19 protein-coding genes are annotated in these 17,582 nt (G+C 70.1%); 10 read left to right on the forward strand and 9 right to left on the reverse strand.

The features are described from left to right. Window positions 1–264 precede the first annotated feature (264 nt). From ABD366_RS31175 to ABD366_RS31185, 3 genes are read left to right on the forward strand one after another with little or no spacing between them, the layout of a single operon-like run. Complete coding sequence (locus ABD366_RS31175; protein WP_324768019.1) at window positions 265–1,488, forward strand: macrolide family glycosyltransferase; 1,224 nt, start codon at window positions 265–267, stop codon at window positions 1,486–1,488. Between the two features lie 3 nt (window positions 1,489–1,491). Continuing rightward, window positions 1,492–1,977, forward strand: a complete 486-nt coding sequence (locus ABD366_RS31180; RefSeq protein ID WP_324768020.1) for a hypothetical protein — start codon at window positions 1,492–1,494, stop codon at window positions 1,975–1,977. Beyond that, window positions 1,974–2,912, forward strand: a complete 939-nt coding sequence (locus ABD366_RS31185; protein ID WP_324768021.1) for a hypothetical protein — start codon at window positions 1,974–1,976, stop codon at window positions 2,910–2,912. Before ABD366_RS31180 ends, ABD366_RS31185 begins: the two co-directional genes overlap by 4 nt. A 61-nt stretch (window positions 2,913–2,973) precedes the next feature. On the opposite strand, the gene ABD366_RS31190 is transcribed toward ABD366_RS31185, so the two are convergent. Beyond that, window positions 2,974–3,549 carry a TetR/AcrR family transcriptional regulator gene (locus ABD366_RS31190; RefSeq protein WP_324768022.1) on the reverse strand — a complete coding sequence of 192 codons (576 nt, stop codon included), beginning with the start codon at window positions 3,547–3,549 and terminating at the stop codon, window positions 2,974–2,976. Window positions 3,550–3,624: 75 nt separating this feature from the next. On the opposite strand from ABD366_RS31190, the gene ABD366_RS31195 reads away from it, so the two are divergent. Further along, window positions 3,625–4,596 carry an SDR family NAD(P)-dependent oxidoreductase gene (locus tag ABD366_RS31195; RefSeq protein WP_324768024.1) on the forward strand — a complete coding sequence of 324 codons (972 nt, stop codon included), beginning with the start codon at window positions 3,625–3,627 and terminating at the stop codon, window positions 4,594–4,596. Window positions 4,597–4,661: 65 nt separating this feature from the next. Here the strand turns inward: ABD366_RS31195 and ABD366_RS31200 are convergent, their stop codons facing one another. Further along, window positions 4,662–6,671: a GxGYxYP domain-containing protein gene (locus tag ABD366_RS31200; protein ID WP_324768025.1), complete on the reverse strand. Its 2,010-nt coding sequence runs from the start codon at window positions 6,669–6,671 to the stop codon at window positions 4,662–4,664. Between the two features lie 216 nt (window positions 6,672–6,887). Here ABD366_RS31200 and ABD366_RS31205 point away from each other — a divergent pair, with 216 nt between their 5' ends. From ABD366_RS31205 to ABD366_RS31230, 6 genes are all read left to right on the forward strand, one after another. Beyond that, entirely contained in the window at window positions 6,888–7,088 is a 201-nt protein-coding gene (locus tag ABD366_RS31205; protein WP_324768026.1) for a hypothetical protein, read from the forward strand. After that, a complete protein-coding gene (locus tag ABD366_RS31210; RefSeq protein ID WP_324768027.1) occupies window positions 7,081–7,608 on the forward strand; it encodes a GNAT family N-acetyltransferase in 528 nt (175 codons plus the stop codon). The genes ABD366_RS31205 and ABD366_RS31210 overlap by 8 nt, the downstream gene beginning before the upstream one ends. Window positions 7,609–7,743: 135 nt before the next feature. Continuing rightward, the gene (locus tag ABD366_RS31215) at window positions 7,744–8,292 is read left to right on the forward strand and encodes an EF-hand domain-containing protein (protein WP_324768028.1); all 549 of its coding nucleotides are present in this window, start codon (window positions 7,744–7,746) and stop codon (window positions 8,290–8,292) included. A 74-nt stretch (window positions 8,293–8,366) separates the two neighbouring features. Beyond that, the gene (locus ABD366_RS31220; protein WP_324768029.1) at window positions 8,367–9,026 is read left to right on the forward strand and encodes a hypothetical protein; all 660 of its coding nucleotides are present in this window, start codon (window positions 8,367–8,369) and stop codon (window positions 9,024–9,026) included. A 256-nt stretch (window positions 9,027–9,282) separates the two neighbouring features. Then, the gene (locus ABD366_RS31225; RefSeq protein WP_324768030.1) at window positions 9,283–10,572 is read left to right on the forward strand and encodes a sensor histidine kinase; all 1,290 of its coding nucleotides are present in this window, start codon (window positions 9,283–9,285) and stop codon (window positions 10,570–10,572) included. Continuing rightward, window positions 10,569–11,261, forward strand: a complete 693-nt coding sequence (locus ABD366_RS31230) for a response regulator transcription factor (RefSeq protein ID WP_324768032.1) — start codon at window positions 10,569–10,571, stop codon at window positions 11,259–11,261. Before ABD366_RS31225 ends, ABD366_RS31230 begins: the two co-directional genes overlap by 4 nt. A 47-nt stretch (window positions 11,262–11,308) precedes the next feature. On the opposite strand, the gene ABD366_RS31235 is transcribed toward ABD366_RS31230, so the two are convergent. The 7 genes from ABD366_RS31235 to ABD366_RS31265 all read right to left on the reverse strand — a co-directional run bounded on the left by ABD366_RS31235 (window position 11,309) and on the right by ABD366_RS31265 (window position 17,567). Further along, window positions 11,309–12,493, reverse strand: a complete 1,185-nt coding sequence (locus ABD366_RS31235; protein ID WP_324768033.1) for an FAD-dependent monooxygenase — start codon at window positions 12,491–12,493, stop codon at window positions 11,309–11,311. Continuing rightward, complete coding sequence (locus ABD366_RS31240; protein WP_324768120.1) at window positions 12,490–13,911, reverse strand: MFS transporter; 1,422 nt, start codon at window positions 13,909–13,911, stop codon at window positions 12,490–12,492. The genes ABD366_RS31235 and ABD366_RS31240 overlap by 4 nt, the downstream gene beginning before the upstream one ends. Before the next feature lie 282 nt (window positions 13,912–14,193). Then, window positions 14,194–14,397 (reverse strand): hypothetical protein, encoded by a 204-nt coding sequence (locus ABD366_RS31245; RefSeq protein WP_324768034.1) that lies wholly within the window; start codon window positions 14,395–14,397, stop codon window positions 14,194–14,196. A gap of 67 nt (window positions 14,398–14,464) precedes the next feature. Next, window positions 14,465–15,334: an alpha/beta fold hydrolase gene (locus ABD366_RS31250; RefSeq protein WP_324768035.1), complete on the reverse strand. Its 870-nt coding sequence runs from the start codon at window positions 15,332–15,334 to the stop codon at window positions 14,465–14,467. A 117-nt stretch (window positions 15,335–15,451) separates the two neighbouring features. Next, a complete protein-coding gene (locus tag ABD366_RS31255; RefSeq protein ID WP_324768037.1) occupies window positions 15,452–16,690 on the reverse strand; it encodes a beta-ketoacyl-[acyl-carrier-protein] synthase family protein in 1,239 nt (412 codons plus the stop codon). Beyond that, on the reverse strand, window positions 16,690–16,899 hold the full coding sequence (locus ABD366_RS31260) for an acyl carrier protein (RefSeq protein ID WP_411293673.1): 210 nt from the start codon (window positions 16,897–16,899) through the stop codon (window positions 16,690–16,692). The genes ABD366_RS31255 and ABD366_RS31260 overlap by 1 nt, the downstream gene beginning before the upstream one ends. Window positions 16,900–17,060: 161 nt before the next feature. Then, complete coding sequence (locus ABD366_RS31265) at window positions 17,061–17,567, reverse strand: DinB family protein (RefSeq protein ID WP_324768038.1); 507 nt, start codon at window positions 17,565–17,567, stop codon at window positions 17,061–17,063. Window positions 17,568–17,582: the final 15 nt, after the last annotated feature.

The following is a 17,582-nucleotide window of genomic DNA, read 5'->3' on the forward strand; positions in this document are numbered from 1 at the left end:
CGGATCATATCGGGGGGCCGGAATCGAGCCACCGGGAGAACGGCCGCATCCGTCGGCGCGGAGGTCCGGAACTCCGACACGTGAGCCGGCCGTGACCGGAGTACGCGGCTGGACAACCGCGGCCGGAAATCCGCGCCCGGGATCCGCGCCCGGGATCCGCGACAAACATCCGTCAAACGCATGGGTCGGATGCACACGGTGTCACAACCGGTGCTCCCGTCCGGTCTTGGTCGGTATATCGAGGACCGCATCGGAGGTCGGCTTGTGAGCACCATCGCGTTTCTCAACATCGGCATGCACGGGCACGTCAATCCCACCCTGCCGGTCGTGGCCGAGCTGGCCCGGCGCGGCCACACGGTCACGTATCACACCTCGCCGGCGTTCCGTGCGGAGATCGAGGCCGCCGGCGCGACGGTCCACCTCTACCCCGGCGGCGACCAGCCGCTGCCCGAGCCGCTGATGCCGCTCACGCTGATGGAGGCGCTCGCCCGCACCGCCGTCCGGCTGCTGCCCGCCGTCCTGGCCGACCTCCGTGGGATCGGACCCGATCTGATCGTCCACGACAGCGCCTGCCCGTGGGGTGCGGTTGCCGCCCGTGAACTCGGGGTGCCGGCGGCGTCGTCGTACACGACGTTCGCCTACAACCGGCACGTACCCAGCCCCACCGGCGCCTCGCTGGACCTGCTGGCCGCGGCGACGGCCAGACCGCGCACCCTCCTGAACCATCTGCGCCGGCGCCTGGAACTGAGCCGTCGTTTCGACGCGCGCGGCGTGCCGTCGCTCGACCTGGGCAACACCCGGGAGCCGCTCAACCTCGTGTACACCTCGCGAGCGTTCCAGCCCGCCGCCCAGGACCTCGACGGGTCCTACCGGTTCGTCGGCCCGAGCCTCGGAGCCCGCCCGAAGGACCCGTCGTTCCCCGCCGGCATGTTGCGGGAGCCGGTGCTGTACGCCTCTCTGGGCACGGTCTTCGACGCGGATCCGCGGCTGCTGCGCTGCTTCGCCGCCGCGCTCGCGCCCTTGGGAGGCACGGTGGTCGTCTCCACCGGGCACACCGACCCCGCCGCGCTGGGACCGCTGCCCGCCAATGTCATCGCCCGCCGCTCCGTACCGCAGACCGAAGTCCTGGACCGTGCCGCGCTGTTCGTCACCCACGGCGGCATGAACAGCGTGAACGAGGCTCTGTACGCCGGGGTGCCGCTGCTGGTGGTCCCGCAGGGCGCCGACCAGCCGCTGGTGGCCCGGCGCGTCCGCGAACTCGGCGCCGGCCTCTCTCTCCGCACACGGGAGGTCACCGAGGAGTCCGTACGCGCTCTGGCCCGGCGTCTGCTGGGCGAGGCCAGATTCCGCGAGGCCGCGGCCACCCTGGCGGACGCGCAGCGAGCAGCGGGCGGGTACCGGCGTGCCGCCGACGAACTGGAGCGCCATCTGCGTACGGCCCGGCCGGTCGGCCGTCCGGCTGCCACCGGCCCGTCTCGGCGAGGTTGAGTCATGTCACCTGTCGTCGCTGTACTGCTGCTGCTCGCCGGGCTGTCGGAGGCCGCCGGGCGCATCATGCCGTTGCTGGTACGCCGGTCCGGCGTGGCACGGGGTCGTGCGGCCGGACCGTTGCTGATCGGTGCCGTCGTCGAGGGCACGGTGCTCGCGCTGTGGCCGCTGAGCGCGCTGACCCTCGCCGAACTGCTGCTGTCCCCACGACCGGGCGGCGAACTGGTGTGGAGCCCCGGCACGGTCGCCCCGCTCCTGCTGGCCGCCGTCCTTGCGTTTCCGCTGCTCGGCCCCCTGCTCCATCTGCTGCTCTTCCTCGGCGTCGGCGCCGGACTGGCCGGCCCGCTGGCCACGGCGACGGGGCTGGACCGGTGGACCGCCGCCGCGTGCGTGGCCGTGGCCGGGGTAGCGCTCGGGGTGACCGTGGAGGGCGTGCGGCGGCTGGCCGTACGGCTCACGGCGACCGGGACGGCGGAGGGGATCGTATGAACGACTTCCTGCTCTGGGCCGGTGTGCTGGGGCCGGTACTGCTCGCCGAGGGTCTGCTGGCCCGTTACGAGGTGATGGCCTATGGCGCGGGATGGCGCAGGCCTGCCACCGAACTCCCGGAAGGTGTGCCCTATGCGCGGGGCGCGGCCCCTGACGCTCCTCCGGAGGCCTATCTGGTGTACCTGGACGGCATCGGGAAACGCCGGTTCGGGGACAGCCGGGACGGCGGCCAACTGGTACGGGCCGTACTCGCCGGGGCTCCCGAACTGCGGGTGCTGGGGCAGGTGTTGCCCTACTCGCCGCTCGCCGACCCGCTCGCCGACCGTCCGGTGTGGGCGTGGCTGCGCCGGCGTGCCGGGCTGCTGCTGTTCCTGCACAACGTCATGCAGATCTTCGTGGCGGCCGACCGCCGGTACCGGCCGTTGTACAACCGGGCGGTCGGCTCCCAGATCGCCAACCAACTCCAACTGGCCGGCTACCGGCCCGGCAGCGGGATTCCCGTCGTGCTGCTCAGCTACAGCGGCGGGGCCCAGACAGCCACCGGGGCGGCCGAGGCACTGCACACCCGGCTGGGCTGTCCCCTCGAGGTCATCATGTTCGGCGCGTTCCACAGCGGCGCCAACGACCTCGCCCGTGTCGAGCACGTGCACCTGCTCACCAGCGCGAGCGACCGCGTCGAGCGGGTCGGTACCTGGATCTTCCCCCAGCGCTGGCGGCTGTCGCGGCGCAGCGCCTGGAACCGGGCCCTGCGTGCCGGGAAGATCACCGTGCACCGGCTCGACCCGGCGACCCATGTCGGTCCGCGCAGTTACATCAGCCCGAGCACGCGGCTGCCGGACGGCCGCAGCCACCTGGACCGGACCGCCGACACCGTGATCGCGCTCGTCCGCGCCCGCCGTGGCGTCGCCGGCGTGACGGAGGACCCCCGGCCTTGAGACCCTGAGCCGGCGGTTTCAGCACCCGATGAGGTCGACAGGCGCCGCCGGACAGTTGTCTTCAGCGCACCAGGAGACAGACGGCTGTCTTCAGCCGTTCGAGGTAGGCCTCCCGTGAGGTGACCTGGTGTTTGAGACCGATCGACGCGCTGATCATCGTCTGTGCGACAGGGGTGGCCGCGTCTCGTCCTGAAGCAGAGACGGCGATCGCGTCCGTGACCAGTTCCTCGAACCGTCGCCGCGTGGTCGCGGCGATCTCTCCGAGGAGGTGGGGGTTGTCCTCGATGACCCCCGAGACGTCGCCCGACAGAGGGCCGACATAGCGCCCCGCCCACTGGTCGAACGCTTCGACGAGGCGCCTTCGAAGAGGGCGGCCGGTGTCGGCCAGGATCTGTTCGACGGCTTCGATGTCCCGCTCCAGGGCCTGGGTGGCCGCGGCGCGGAACAGGGTCTCTTTGGACGAGAAGAGGAAGTAGAGCCCGGGCCGCGAGATGCGCGCCGCCCGCGCCACCTCCTCCATGGAGGTCTTCCGGTAGCCGAATCGCGTGAACGTGGCCATCGCGGAGTCCAGAACCATGGTCCGGCGGTCGGGATCGGCGACGGTCGGCGACGGACGGCCGGCATCGGGGCTGCTCATGGCACGAGCATACGAGCGTGCACCGCGCCACCAGACGCACTATGCAAATTGCGTCTGATCTGTATAGTCCGCGTCATGGTCACCCGCACACGCATCACCACACCCTTCACCGCCTCCAGCGCCGCGGACGAAGTGCTGCGAGGTGTCGACCTCGCCGGTCTCCGCGCGATCGTGACGGGAGGCTCCTCCGGCCTCGGAGTCGAGACGGCTCGCGCGTTGGTCTCCGCAGGGGCGGAGGTGACGCTCGCTGTCCGGAACCCGACCGCGGGAGACGCCGTCGCCGAGGGGATCGCGAAGTCGACCGGAGGGATCCGGCCTCGCGTCGTCCCGCTCGACCTCGCCGACAGGGCCACCGTCACGCGCTTCGTCGACGCGTGGGAGGGCCCGCTCCACCTGCTGGTCAACAACGCGGGCGTGGTCACCGGCGGCCTCGAACGCACGCGTGAGGGCTGGGAGTTGCAGTTCGCCACGAACCACCTCGGCCACTTCGCCCTGGCCACCGGCCTGCACGACGCGCTCGCCCGGGGAGCGGCCGACCGCGGCGGAGCCCGGATCGTCTCGGTCAGTTCGACAGCGCACATGCGTTCCGGCATCGACTTCGACGATCTCCACTTCGAGCGTCGCGGCTACGATCCGCAGATCGCCTACGCCCAGTCGAAGACCGCCAACTCGCTCTTCGCCGTCGAGGCGACCCGCCTCTGGGCGTCCGACGGCATCATCGCGAACGCGGTGAACCCCGGCGGTGTCGCGACGGGACTGCAACGGAACTTCACAGCACAGCAGAAGGCGTCGCTCGACGCGGCCGAGGCCGCCGGGGTCTTCACGTACAAGACGGTCGGGCAGGGGGCTGCCACCAGCCTCGTCGCGGCCGTGGCCCCGCAGTTCGCCCACTCCGGGGGCCACTACCTCGACGACGGACAAGAGGCCTACACCGTGCCGAACGACGCCGACCTCGCGCAGCACCCGCACGGTGTCAAAGAATGGGCGCTCGATCCGGGCACCGCCGAGCGCCTCTGGACGGTCTCCGCCGAGCTGCTCCGCGTCTGATCTTTCGGGCGGCGCCGGAAAGCACTGTCGGGGGAGTACTTACCCGGCGTCGGCCCCGCCTGCGCTCAGTCGGTGCTGCGGCGCAGGAGCTCGAAGAACGTATCGCCCCGGACGATCTCGAACGGGTCGCCGAGGAGCTCGGCCAGCTCCGCGATGTCGCTCGGGGTCCAGTTCCACGCGTTGATCGCGGCCGCGATGAACATCGGCTTCGATGCGTCGCGCCCCTCGATGTGCTTCACCAACCCGTCGCGGAACTCCGCCGCCTTGCCCTGCGGGTAGAAGTTGCCGATCACCGGGATCCCGGCCGGCCGGATCTGGAGGTCGCCGCTCTCCCAGGACTGGATGATCCCGCGCACTGGTGTGTTCTTGCGGTACGACGCCACGACCCGCTCGTCGAACGGGATCCAGCCGTCGTTGTCGGCGTTGCGCGGATTGTAGGCGTAGACCAGGTTCAGGCCGGTGCGGCGCAGGAACCGTCCGCTGAGCTCGGTGTACGCGTCGAGGTCCTTCTCCGGCCACGAACCCGGATACGTGTACCCGGCCCCGGACGGACCGGAGATGAGCAGGTCGTTGGGTGTGGCGGTGCGCTGGTAGTGGGCCAGGAGCGCAGGTCCGATGTCGGCGAGCAGGGGGCTGACGGTCCAGTTGACGGGCACAGTGCCGCGCTCGGGGTCGTCCCAGATGTCACGCATCCGCCGCTGGCAGTACTGGACGTTGTCGCCCTCGCCGACGGTCAGCGTGAGGTAGACGCGGTTGCGCAGGTCAGCCTCGGGCCGTGGGCGCACCGTGCCGGAGATCTTCGCCGGGACGCCGGCGTGCACGGTCGCGTTCATGTAGAAGTCGGCCGGGACGACCTCGATCCCGTGCTGCGACGCCCGGTCGACGCCGCCCCACTCGCCGGCCACGTCGTTGGAGAACCAGCCGGTGTACGGAGTGGTGGGCCGCAGGCCGGCGAAGACCTCGTCGAGCAGCTCACCGGTCTCGCCCGCGGGCGGCAGCCACAGCACCATGGCCCGGCTCGCCGTGACGTAGTCGCGGAAGTAGGGGAACGGCTCGACGCGGGTCGGCGCGGTCGTGGTGGCGGTGACCAGGTACTGGTTCCACAGGTCGACGTCGGCCGTGAGCTGCCGCGTGCCGTCGGGAGCGGTGAAGCGGTAGACGAAGTAGCCGCCGCCGTCGCTGAAGCGGTTGGACTTGTCGCCGACGGAGGAGTTGAGGCCGTCGAACAGGTACGGCTTCTCGGCGTCCGTGCCGGGCGTGAAGGAGGCGATCTCCCGGCCGTCCGCCTTCACCGTCACGGAGGCGACGGACGCGCCCCATCCGTCGTCGCCGAAGGAGTCCTGGAAGCGCAGGTAGACATCGTTGTCGTCGGCGGTCTCCGGGCTGAGGTCGAGGGTGCGTACCGCGCGGTTGGAGGTGTCGCGTATCCGTTCGGTCTCCCGGGCGACCTCGCGCCACCGCACGCCGTCGACGCGGACCGTGCGGGTGGGCGGGAGTCCGGCCAGCAGGGTGTGCGCGCAGTGCGGGAAGAGATGGTCGAACTGCCAGCGGTAGGTGGCCACGACGTCGTCCGGGTCGAAGCGGCCGCGCAGGTCCGCCACGGTCCGCAGGTTGTGTGCGCGGGCCTGCTCGGCGGTGGCGGCGACGGCGTTCTTCAGGCCGGCGAGCGTGGTGGCGACGTTCACCGAGTCGGGGACGTCGGGGTCGATCAGTACGGCGCCGCGCACTTCGCGGTGGTACTTGGCCACGAGGTCGAGGGCGTCGGTGTGCTGGGTGACGCGGGCGCCGGTGCTGGGCAGCCACCGCTGGTCGGTCTTGCTGGAGTCGAAGGTGAAGTAGAGGCGCGGGTCGCGCCGGTTCACGATGCCCTGGAGCGTTGTCAGGAGCAGTTGGTCGTGGCCGTCGAGGGCGCTGACGTCGGCGACATCGAGCCGGGCGGGGCGGCCGAAGGCCGGTAACAGGCGGGCCGCCTCCCCGGGTTGAGCGGCATCGGCCCGGCCCGGCAGGGCGAGCCCGAGGCCTCCGGCGGCGAGCGCCGCGCTGCCCGCCTGCAAGATGTTTCTTCGTGACACCATCGATGATCACTGCCCCTCGTCGAAAGCCAGACATCGTTGTCAACAGTCGGCGAAACTAGCGAGGGCGGTGCCGTGGTGTCCATGGGGCGTGCACGGTTTTCTCTGCGGAAGGGCTGATTCGGAGTGGTTGTACGGGTGAGGTGCCCTGCCCCGATTCCGGTGGTCGGCCGGGCCGGATGGCGCTTCGGCGGAACCGTCCAGCGGCCGTTCTGCTTGATGTTGCTGGATCGTCGCGTCCCGCAGGGCTGGGCGGTACGGATCGACGGTTCGAGCACCAACACCGCGCACATCAGCAACAAGGCCACGGCGCCGCAGGACCCGACCTCTCCCACTCTGACCGTCGTCGGACACCCGCGAGCCGGCCGCATCAAGATCAAGCAGACCAAAGGCAGATCAGTATCGTGGCCCGATGCCTGAACTGATCGCTCCCACCGCCCGCCTGCACACTGCTTGGATCGAGGCCCACGACGAGTGGGGCCCGGGCCTCCACGAGGACGGCTTCGGGCTGGCGCCGTCGGACGAGGTCGACTCGCCGTCCGGGTTCGCGGCCTGGGTGACGCGGCTGGCTGAGGAAGAGGAAGAGGACCGGGGAAAACCGGTCGGGGCCGGCCGGACCGCTCGTGTGTATCGATGGATCGTCGAGCGCGACCGCGTGCTCGGCGGCATCGCACTGCGAAACGAACTCAGCGACTACGTAATGCAGTTCGGCCACATCGGCTATGGCGTACGGCCCTCCGCGCGGCGGCGTGGGCTGGGTACGTGGGCGCTCGGCCGGATGCTCGACGAGGCGCGGGCACTCGGCCTGGACCGGGTACTCCTCGTCTGCGCGGCCGACAACCGGGCCTCAGTGAGGACGATGGAACAGCAAGGCGGCGTCTTCGAATCGGTTCGGGACACCGAGCACGGGCCGGTGCGGCGCTACTGGATCAAACTCTGAGCGGGCCAGGTGTGCGCGGAGTCGAGCGGCGCCCGGGCCGTTCTGAAAGTCGGCTCGCGGACCCGGGCGTGACGCGGGCGACGGCGACCGGGAATCGGCCTGGCCGAACCGTCGAAGCGCACTTACGTTGCGCCTATGGATGAGCTGCGCAAGCGCAAGTACGAGCGGTGGTTCCGCGCCGCGGACGTCGACGGCGACGACGCGATCACGCGGCAGGACGTCGTCATGATGAGCGAACGCTACCTCCAGGCCAGGGGCATCCTCCCCGACTCCTCTCAGGCACGGCAGATGCACGAGACCATGACCCGCTTCTGGGAGTCCGTGATCGCCCCCGGCGACGCCGACAAGGACGGCAGGGTGACCTCGGCGGAGGTGACGCAGGTGTTCGCCGCCACCTTCACCGACCGGGGACGCTACCCCGAGGAGCTTGCGCCGGTGGCCGACAACTTCTTCGATCTGGCGGACAGCAACGGCGACGACGCGATCAGCCGCACCGAGTTCACCCACATCTTCGGAAGCACGGGACGGGCCGCCGACGCCGAGTGTGCCGAGGTGTTCAACGCGCTCGACCTCGACGCCTCCGGAGCCCTGTCACGGGCCGAGTACCACAAAGCCGCGTCCGAGTTCTTCTACGGAGACGACCCGGAGTCTCCGGCCAACCACCTCTTCGGCCGTCTCGCGTAAGCGAGTTGTCCGCGCGGGCCGGTTGAGTACCCGTACTCACGAGGGGCGCGGGGTGCTCGCCGGAGACTACGCGTATGACACGAATCCGCGCCTCGGTCAGCGCGTTCGCCCCAATCCGGCGCACCCTCGTCACTGCCGCGCTGGCAGCTTTGGTGCTCACCGGCTGCGGAGGCGGCGAGCCGAGTGGCAGCCGAGCGGCCAGGGACGACGCCGACTCCAACGTGAGCGCCGCGCCGTCGACCCCGGAACAGGTGGCGTTCGCCGCGATGCTCGACAAGCTTGCGCAGCCGTGTTCTCCGACCGGTGCGGCCGCGTCCGGACCGACTGACCAGAAGCCGACCGGTGCGGAGGGAGAGCAGCAGACCCTCGCCCCTGGTGAGAGCCCTCCGACCGGCCCGATCGAGCCCGGCGCTCCTACCGAACCGGCGGCACAGTTGAACGACCGCGACCTGTGCGCGAGCGTCCAGCACGAACAACGCCTCATTGAGGCCCTGCAGACGGTTCCGGAGCCGACCCCGGCCGAGGTCCGCAGGATCCTGAACGGTCTCGGCTACATCGACGAACGCATCCATGGTCTCGAGCGGGACGGCAAGGCCACGCGCTTCTACCTGGACCTGCGCGAGAAGGGCGGCCGACTCTGCGAAGCGGGTCTGGCAGCGGGCGAGAAGACGGACGTCACCGTATGTACAGTCCCGGCCGACGGACCGTTCGCGGCTGAGGAGGTGAGGAGGTGAGGGGCGAGGAGTTCAGGGGCGAGGCGCCGCTCAAGTGATCAGTCCCGTAGTGCGTATGCACCAGGACGTGTGAGCGGCTGGTGCGGGTGCACTATGGGAAGCCGGATCCCGTGGACGATGCCCGGCGAGGCGCCGAAGGGAAGTGTGAGGGGAGCATGGTCCCGCGTATCTACCCGACCGACCCGAGCTGCCCGACCGCCCTTACCGGCCTTACCGCCCTCACCGGCCTTACCGACCGTGTCTGGAGCGATCACAGATGACGGCGCCCGACCGACCCGGACGGCGAGCCTTCCGGCGCCCCACGTGGTGGCGCGAAGGAGCGATCACAACGACGGCGTTCGCGCTCTGTCTGCTCGGCGGAGTGGTGCAGGTCGACAACACGCTCCAACCACCCCCTGCCGCCGCCTACTTCATTGCTGCGGCATCCTGCGCCATGCTGCCGCTGCGACACCGAACGCCCCTGACCGTCATGGCGGTCACGACGGCCGGCGGCCTCCTGGCGCCGCTCCTGGGCCTCCTGCTGAGCCCGCTCACCGTGGCCCCCACCGCGATCACCGCCTATTCCTGCTCGCTCACCGCGCGCACCGAACGGCGTGCGGCAAGCATGGTGCTGCTCGCCTCCGCGGCGCTGCTGGCCGTCGGTACACCCTTGTCCGGGGACCTCTCGTGGCAGGACGCGAGCAGAATGGGAGCGGTGGCGGCGTTCCCGCTGATGGCCGGTGTACTCGGGCACTCGGTGCGCAACCGGCGTGCATACCTGGCAGCCGTGGAGGAACGGGCGCAACGGGCCGAGGAGAGCCGGGACAGCGAGGCGCGTCAGCGCGTGGCCGAGGAACGGGTGCGCATAGCCCGGGAACTGCACGACCTCGTGGCGCACCAGATCACCCTCGCCAACGCGCAGGCCACGGTCGCCGCCCACCTCTTCGACGTCCGTCCGCAGCAGACCCGTAAGAGCCTGGACGAACTCGTCGAAACCACCGGCCACGCGCTCGACGAACTGCGGGCCACGGTCGGCCTGTTGCGCCAGTCCGGGGACGCGCCGGCGCCCGCGGAACCGGCGCCCGGACTGTCCCGGCTTCCCACGCTCCTCGAGTCGTTCCGCCGCGCGGGCCTGGAGGTGTCGGCGCACCACGAGGGCACGGCCAGGCCGCTGCCGCCAGGGGTGGACCTCACCGCCTACCGCATCATCCAGGAGGCTCTGACCAACGTGACCAAGCACGCCGCCACCGACAGCGCCCAGGTGCGCCTCGCCTGGAACCGCGATCGCGTGACCATCACCGTCACCGACGACGGAGGGGACGCCCGCACAGGACGGACCACACCCCAGGGCCCGGACGCCCCCGCCCCCGGGAACCGCCCGCCCGGTTACGGTCTGATCGGCATGCGTGAACGTGCCACCGCGGTCGGGGGACACCTTTCCACGGGCAGACGCCCGGAAGGGGGCTTCGTGGTCTCGGCCCACCTGCCCTTCCCGCCCACCAAGGATCCGGCTCCCACGGCCGACCGGGCAACGAACACCGACACAGAGGCCGGGGGCACTCCGTGACGCTCCGGGTGCTCCTCGCCGACGACCAGGCCTTGCTGCGCGACGCCTTCCGTATCCTTCTCGACAGCGCCGACGACATCACCGTGGTCGGCGAGGCCGCCGACGGCGCGGAGGCGGTGAGACTCACCCGGGAGCTGCGCCCGGACGTGGTGATCATGGACATTCGGATGCCCGGGACGGACGGTCTCACCGCCACGACACAGATCTGCGCGGACCCGGAACTGCGTGCCAGCCGCATCCTGATCCTCACCACGTACGAAACCGACGAGTACGTCGCTCAGGCGCTGCGCGCGGGGGCCGGCGGGTTCATCGGCAAGGGGATCGGGGCCGAGGACCTGCTGAACGCGGTACGCACGATCGCCGAAGGCGACACCCTTCTCTCCCCGGCCGCGACCCGTTCCCTGGTCGCCCGATTCCTGGCCACACCGGACGCCGCTCCGGCGCTCCGCTCCGAACAGCTCGACGTACTCACCCCACGCGAACGCGAGATGGTGGCCCTGGTCGCGACCGGCCTGTCCAACCCGGAGATCGCCGAGCGGATGTTCCTCAGCCCGTTCACCGTCCGCGCCCACGTGCAGCGCGCCATGACGAAACTTGAGGCCCGCGACCGGGCGCAACTCGTCGTCATCGCCTACCGGACGGGCCTGGCCCGAGCCGCCCCGGACGGTGACAGCGACCGCCCGTCGTAGCCCGCCCGTCGTAGCCCGCCACGGAAGGCGTGCACAGCCGGCGCCGCTTACGGCATCGGGGAGACATCGGGCAGCACCAGGGCCGTATGAGCCGGCCGGGCCGGGGCGGAGGGCAGGGTGCGGAGGCCGCGCAGCATGGTGTTGCGCTGCTCCAAGGCCCGCGCCGTGGTGGGAAAGAGCGTGGCCGCACCGTGATCGACCAATGCCTGGTTCATGGCTACGAAATCGCCCACGCCGCGTTCGTAGGCGGTGAAGGCCGCAGTGTGGTCCCGGCCCGTGGCAAGGGCGTCGGCGAGCATGTAGGCGCCGACGAGCGCGAGGCTCGAGCCCTGTCCTGTGAGGAACGAGGGTGCGTACGCGGCGTCTCCGACGAGCGCGACGCGGCCACTGGACCAATGGGGCATGCGGATCTGACCGGCCGTGTCGAAGAACAGGTCATCCGCGTCACGCAGGGCGGCGACCATGCCGGGGACCTCCCATCCCGCGTCCGCGAAAACCGCGGCGACCAGGTCGCGCTGACGGTCTGGATCCCGTAGGGCGTCGAACGGCGGTTCCGGTTGGTGGAAGTTGAGGAAGGCGTGCAGCTTGTCGTTGTCCCCGACGGCGTAGAGGGCCGCGGCCCTCCCCGGGGCGTTCCACATCAAGAGCTCGCGGGACAGGCCGAAGGTGTTCGGCATGGTGAAGAGGGCGAAGCAGTAGCCGAGGTAGCGGTGGAACTGTTCTTCGGGACCGAACACCAACTCCCTGGTACGAGAGTGCATCCCGTCGGCGCCGACCACCAGGTCATACGTGTGCTGGTGCCCACTGTGGAACGTGACGTCGACACCTTGCCCGGACTGGACGAGGGTGTCGATGGAGTCGTCGAACAGGAACTCCACGTCGTCGCGGACCTGTGCGTAGAGGGCCGCGGCCAGATCCCCCCGACGCACTTCGAGGTCCTGCCCCTCGACACTGCCGGCCACGGCGCTCGCGTCGACCACGGCCACTTCGCTGCCATCGGCGTTGAGGAACGTGAAACGACGCGAGTCGATGTGCGCGTCCCGCAGTTGCGGCAATATCCCCATCCGCCGGACCACTTCGATCGCGGTACCGCGGACGTCGATCGGGTAGCCACCGTCGCGCAGTGCGCCCGCCTTCTCCACCACGGTGACCGCGCATCCTGACCGGTGCAGCCAGTACGCCAGCGCGGGTCCGGAGATACTGGCCCCGGAGATCAGAACCCTGCGCTTCACCGGACCACGCCCGATTTCGCGGAGCGGACCACGAGCAGGGATATCGCGGAGATGAGGCCGGCGACGGCGAAGCCTGTGACGAAAGCAGACTCGGCGGGCAGGCCCGTCGCAGAGCCGGTCCCGGCGGCAAGGATCGCGCCGCCGATCTGGACGCCCAGGGCGACGCCGATCACGCGGGTCACCACGAGCAGGCTGGTCGCGATGCCGGTGTCCTCGGCCTCGACGGCGGTGGCGGTACGCGCAAGGAGCGCGGTGGTACCGACACCCGCGGCGAACGCGGTCAGCACCTTCGCGAGGACGAGCTGCCATGCGGCCGTGTGCAGCGATGCCAGGGCGAACATCGTGACCGCCGTGACGAGGGTGCCCACGAGGATCACGGCCCGTGAACCGAAACGCCGCGCCGCGATCCCGCCGACCGAGTCGCTCAGCGCGCCGGCGATGGCGCCGGGCAGCAGGAACAGCCCGATGTCAGTGGTGCTTGCTCCGAAGCCGTACCCGTCGCCCGGTATCGCGAACAGCTGGGGGAGGAGAAACAGCACCATGCCGAGGCTGACAGTGATGACGAGGGTGAGCACGCAGGCCTGCCACATGGCAGGCTTCGCCAGCATGCGCAGATCGACCATCGGCGAGGCCGCCCGGCGCTCCACGACAACCCATGCGGTCGCCAGAGCAACCGCGACCGCCGCGAGGGCACCGACCGCGAACGGGGGCAGGCCGCCGCTCGTCGCCGTGACGAGCCCGAGCATGAACGCGAGCAACGTGCCGCTCAGCAGAACCGCGCCGGCCCAGTCGATCCTGTCGACCGACCGGATCGGCGGATCATGCGGCATCAGTCGCGTCACGACCGACGTCGCCGCGATGATCGCGATCGTCGGCAACGCGAACATCCAGTGCCAGGACATTCCTTCCGCGATCGGTCCGGCAACCGCCGTTCCCACGATGCCGCCGCCGGTGAACAGCGCGACGACCAGCCCGATCGCCACCTGTGACGCACCGGTCGTGAGGTGTTTGCGCACCAGGATGAAAGACAGGGGCAGTGCGCCCACCATGACGCCCTGCAACACCTGACCGAGCAACAACACCGGCAGGTTCGGTGCGAGGCCCGCCAACAGACCACCGGCGGAAACCACGGCCATCAGCCAGACCAGTACCCGCTTCCCGCCGTAGCGGTCGCCGAGTTTGCCTGCGACAGGTGTGACGACCGCGCCCGTGATGAGCAACGTGTTGGCGACCAAGGCGCCTTCGGCTGGACTGACCCCCAACTCACGTTGCAGCAGCGGTAAGGCGGGTTCCACGACTGACTGCAGGGTGCCGAGGGCCAGCGCCAAGAAGCCGAGGGCGCCGATCGACAGCTTTCCGAGGCGGACGGAAGGTACGTGGGGTGCGGGTGACACTGGAGACAGAACAGCTTCGGACATAGACGTCCAATCCTGGCGAGGGTCGAAGAGGGTCGATGTAGGTCGACGAAAGGGCTGCGCGGGATCTGCGCGCCTCCAACACTTCCCTCTGGCGCCCCTCCGGGCATCGTCCCTCGTCGCTGTCTTCCTCTGGTGCACCCGGACCAGCCGCACACGTGCCCTGGTGCCGGCGCACCACAGGTGTGACCCCGGACAGCACAACACCCCACGGCCCTCTTGAGGGCCGTGGGGTGTCGAGTGGTCGTTCCTGGGCCGGGAGAGGCCGGAAGACCTGCTGACTGATCAGCTGTTGGGCTTGACCCAGCCCTTCTTGACCAGTTGGTCGCAGTGCCACTTACCGTAGGACGGGGACTCGCCCTTCGCCTTGGTGGCGGCCAGGCAGTCCTTGTAGGGGAACGGCGGTCCGTCCTTGGAGACGGGGGCAGCGCTCGCCATCGAAGTGGCCAGGCCGACGGCCGCGACGGCCGTGCCCAGGACAATGCTCATTCGACGCATGGAACTTCATCTCTCGCTCGGTACGGAACGTGCACAAGGGCCAACGATGTTGGTCGTCCTACGGCACGCTCTCGCTCCGGACGCCCACCCGGATGCAGGAACCGATCCCCTCTGTGAAGTGCCGCAACGCCAGATCGGCCACCTCGGCGGGCCGTTCGAGGATGACGAGATGGTCCGCGGAGTCGATGACGGTGAACTGACAGCCGTCGACGGACTCGGCGAAGGCGCGTTGCTGCGGCACGGGGGTGAGCGTGTCGTGCACGCCGCTGAAGACGAGGGTGGGCACCGACGGGAGGCGGTCCTGCGTGACGGCGATCTCGGCGTTCAGTGAACGCTGAAGTCCGACCATGGCATGGGGACTGTGCAGGTGTCGCAGCAGCGTGCGCCGCAGGCAGCGGTAGACCAGATCGCGGTGCGGTACCTCGACGTCGGGGTCCATGCACAGCATGATCTCCACCAGCAGGGTTGCGACCTTCGCCTTGTCTCCCTCCGCGATGGTCGCGGCGATCGCCTGTGCGTAGGGCTGTTGTTCCGGGGTGGCGCCCGTGGGCACGCCGCCGAGCATCAGGCGCGCGATCCGCTCGGGGTGGCGCAGCGCGTACTGGTGGGCGATGACGGAGCCGTAGGAGTAGCCGAGAAGGTTGATCCGGTCCGCCCCGAGGTCGTCCACGGCCTGCGCCACCGCCCGGCTCGCCTGAGCCGGTGAGATGTACTGGGCGGAGGCGCGGGTGCCGTCGCCGAGGTAGTCCAGGGTGATGACGTCGGCCTTCTCGTTCAAGGTCGTGTCGATGGGATGCCATCCGTGCAGCCCCTGGAACACACCGCCCAGAAGCACGATGGGTTCGGTCTCCGGTGCGGGCCGGCACAGCCTGCGGTACGCGTACTGGACGCCGTCTACGGTCAGGGTGCGGACCACCTCGTCCGGCATGGTTTTCCTGTTCTGTCGCGGGTTCGGGTGCGGCGGGGGCCGGTTCAGCCTGCGGTGGCCGGCCCGCCGGGTGAGGGAGGGCGCGATGGCTGCCTCATGCGGGGGTGCCTGCTCGGCTCATGCGCGGGTGAGCATGAGGGCGGCGTTGTGCCCGCCGAAGCCGAGGGAGGTGCTCGCCGCGCAGTCGAACCGGGCCGGCCGGGCCGTCCTGGTCACCGTCTGGATCGGTACGCGAGGGTCCTGCTGTCGCAGGTTCACCGTCGCGGGGACGACCTGGTCCTGGAGGGCCAGCGCGGTGAGGGCGGCTTCGATGCCGCCCGCGGCTCCCAGGGCGTGCCCGGTCATGGGCTTGGTGGACGTGACGAGCGGGCTGTCGCCGAAGACGCGGTGCAGGGCGGCGCTCTCCACGAGGTCGTTGAGGATCGTCGAGGTGCCGTGCGCGTTGACGTGCCCGATGTCGGCGGCGCTCAGGTCGGCGTCGGCCAGCGCGGCGCGCAGTGCCGTCTCGATGCCCGCGCCGTTCTCGTCGGGGGCGACGGAGGACGACGCGTCGTTGGACGACCCGTATCCGGCCACGTGGGCTCGGACTGCGGCGCCCCGGGCGCGGGCGTGGTCGGGGTGCTCCAGTACGAGGAGCCCGGACCCTTCGCCGACGACGAAGCCGTCCCGGTCGATATCGAACGGCCGGCAGGCGGTCGCGGGATCGTCCACGCGGGTGGAGAGCGCCCTCATCTGGCAGGCGCTGGCGAGGATGACGCGGGAGGTGAGGGACTCCGCGCCACCGGCCACCGCGATGTCGCAGCGTCCGGCGCGCAGCCAGGCCAGCGCGGTGCCGATCGCGTCGGTGCCCGAGGCGCAGGCCGTGCTGACGGCGAGGCTCGGGCCGCGGGCACCGAGATCCATGCAGACGCTGCTGACGGCGTTGTTCGGAACGCTCAGCACAGCGACCTTCGGGGAGACCCTGCGGGCGCCGCGCTCGTGAAGGATGGCCTGCTGTTCGTCGTAGAACCGCAGACCCCCGTGCGCCGAGCCGATCACCACGGCGACCCGGCTGCCGTCCCAGGTGTCGGGGTCGAGCCCGGCGTCGGCGACGGCTTCGCGTGCCGCGATCACCGCCAGCTGGGCGAAACGGTCCATCAGCCGGATCGCTCCGCCCAGGTGGGCGTCGACGTCCAGGCCGTCGACGGCGTACGCGAAGTCGCAGGGCAGTCCCTGCATGGACTCGGGCCGGCGCACGGACGACGGGACGGTGGCGCCGGTGATCTCGCTCCACGTCTCCTTGGTGTCCCGGCCGGCCGCCGTGACCAGGCCGATCCCGGTCACCGCCATCGGGGATTGTGCTGGTGCCGTACTCATCACCGCACCGCCGCTTTCTCACTCACCGCGGCCACCAGACGTCCCACGGTGTCCCGGGAGGTGAGCGGCACGTCCTCCAGATCGACGTTCAGCTCGTCCTCGAGTGCCAGTCTCACCTCCTCCAACGCCAGGCTGTCGATGCGCAGTTGATACAGCGGAACGTCCGGCTGCACCGTTTGCGCCGGGATCCGGAACATGTCGGTGAGCAAGCCGGTCACCTGTCCAAAGACGTCCACCCTGCTGCTCCTCAGTCAATACATGCTGAATGTTTCTATGACTGAACAACGGCGCCTCAGGTGGGGAGTTACGCCCACGCAAAGGTTTGTCTACCGGACGAACGAGCGAGCGTGCAGGGGCTCCGATGCCGGGTCTAGTCGCCGGTCGTGCCGTCGAGCAGCTCGCGCAGGATGTCCAAGTGGCCGTTGTGGCGGGCCGTTTCCTCGGTGAGGTGGAGGAGGATCCAGCGCAGGTCGACGTGCAGGCCGTTGCGGACGGCTCGCTCGGCTCGCCTGTCCAGGTCGTTCCGGGCGACGAGTTCGCGGTAGCGGGCGCTTTGTCCGGCGTATTCGTCGAGCAGTCGCGGGAGCGGGAAGTCGACGGCGATACGCATCTCGCGGTCGGGGTCCTCGTCGGTCCAGGGGCCCAGGTCCTCCTCGCCGAGGAGGACCACCTGGAACCAGTAGTACTCGACCCAGCGGAGGTGGTTGATCACCCCGCTCATGGTCATCAGCGGTGAGCCCGGCAGGAGCGCCTTGCGGGCGTTCTCCGCGGAGACGCCGTCGCACTTGGCGCGGGCGGTGTCACGTGCGTAGTCGAGAAACGTGGTGAGCTGGGTGCGCTCGTCCCACGCGGTGGGTGTGTCGTCGATTCTGGTCATCGCGCGAAGCGTCCC

The organism is Streptomyces kunmingensis (genome assembly GCF_039533535.1).
GTDB lineage: Bacteria > Actinomycetota > Actinomycetes > Streptomycetales > Streptomycetaceae > Streptomyces > Streptomyces kunmingensis.

Coding starts and splice junctions, on each gene's coding strand:
- ABD366_RS31180 (WP_324768020.1), top strand. CDS start 1,492: ATGTCACCTGTCGTCGCTGTACTGCTGCTGCTCGCCGGGCTGTCGGAG.
- ABD366_RS31185 (WP_324768021.1), top strand. CDS start 1,974: ATGAACGACTTCCTGCTCTGGGCCGGTGTGCTGGGGCCGGTACTGCTC.
- ABD366_RS31190 (WP_324768022.1), bottom strand. CDS start 3,549: ATGAGCAGCCCCGATGCCGGCCGTCCGTCGCCGACCGTCGCCGATCCC.
- ABD366_RS31195 (WP_324768024.1), top strand. CDS start 3,625: ATGGTCACCCGCACACGCATCACCACACCCTTCACCGCCTCCAGCGCC.
- ABD366_RS31200 (WP_324768025.1), bottom strand. CDS start 6,671: ATGGTGTCACGAAGAAACATCTTGCAGGCGGGCAGCGCGGCGCTCGCC.
- ABD366_RS31205 (WP_324768026.1), top strand. CDS start 6,888: ATGTTGCTGGATCGTCGCGTCCCGCAGGGCTGGGCGGTACGGATCGAC.
- ABD366_RS31210 (WP_324768027.1), top strand. CDS start 7,081: ATGCCTGAACTGATCGCTCCCACCGCCCGCCTGCACACTGCTTGGATC.
- ABD366_RS31215 (WP_324768028.1), top strand. CDS start 7,744: ATGGATGAGCTGCGCAAGCGCAAGTACGAGCGGTGGTTCCGCGCCGCG.
- ABD366_RS31220 (WP_324768029.1), top strand. CDS start 8,367: ATGACACGAATCCGCGCCTCGGTCAGCGCGTTCGCCCCAATCCGGCGC.
- ABD366_RS31225 (WP_324768030.1), top strand. CDS start 9,283: ATGACGGCGCCCGACCGACCCGGACGGCGAGCCTTCCGGCGCCCCACG.
- ABD366_RS31240 (WP_324768120.1), bottom strand. CDS start 13,911: ATGTCCGAAGCTGTTCTGTCTCCAGTGTCACCCGCACCCCACGTACCT.
- ABD366_RS31245 (WP_324768034.1), bottom strand. CDS start 14,397: ATGAGCATTGTCCTGGGCACGGCCGTCGCGGCCGTCGGCCTGGCCACT.
- ABD366_RS31250 (WP_324768035.1), bottom strand. CDS start 15,334: ATGCCGGACGAGGTGGTCCGCACCCTGACCGTAGACGGCGTCCAGTAC.
- ABD366_RS31255 (WP_324768037.1), bottom strand. CDS start 16,690: ATGAGTACGGCACCAGCACAATCCCCGATGGCGGTGACCGGGATCGGC.
- ABD366_RS31265 (WP_324768038.1), bottom strand. CDS start 17,567: ATGACCAGAATCGACGACACACCCACCGCGTGGGACGAGCGCACCCAG.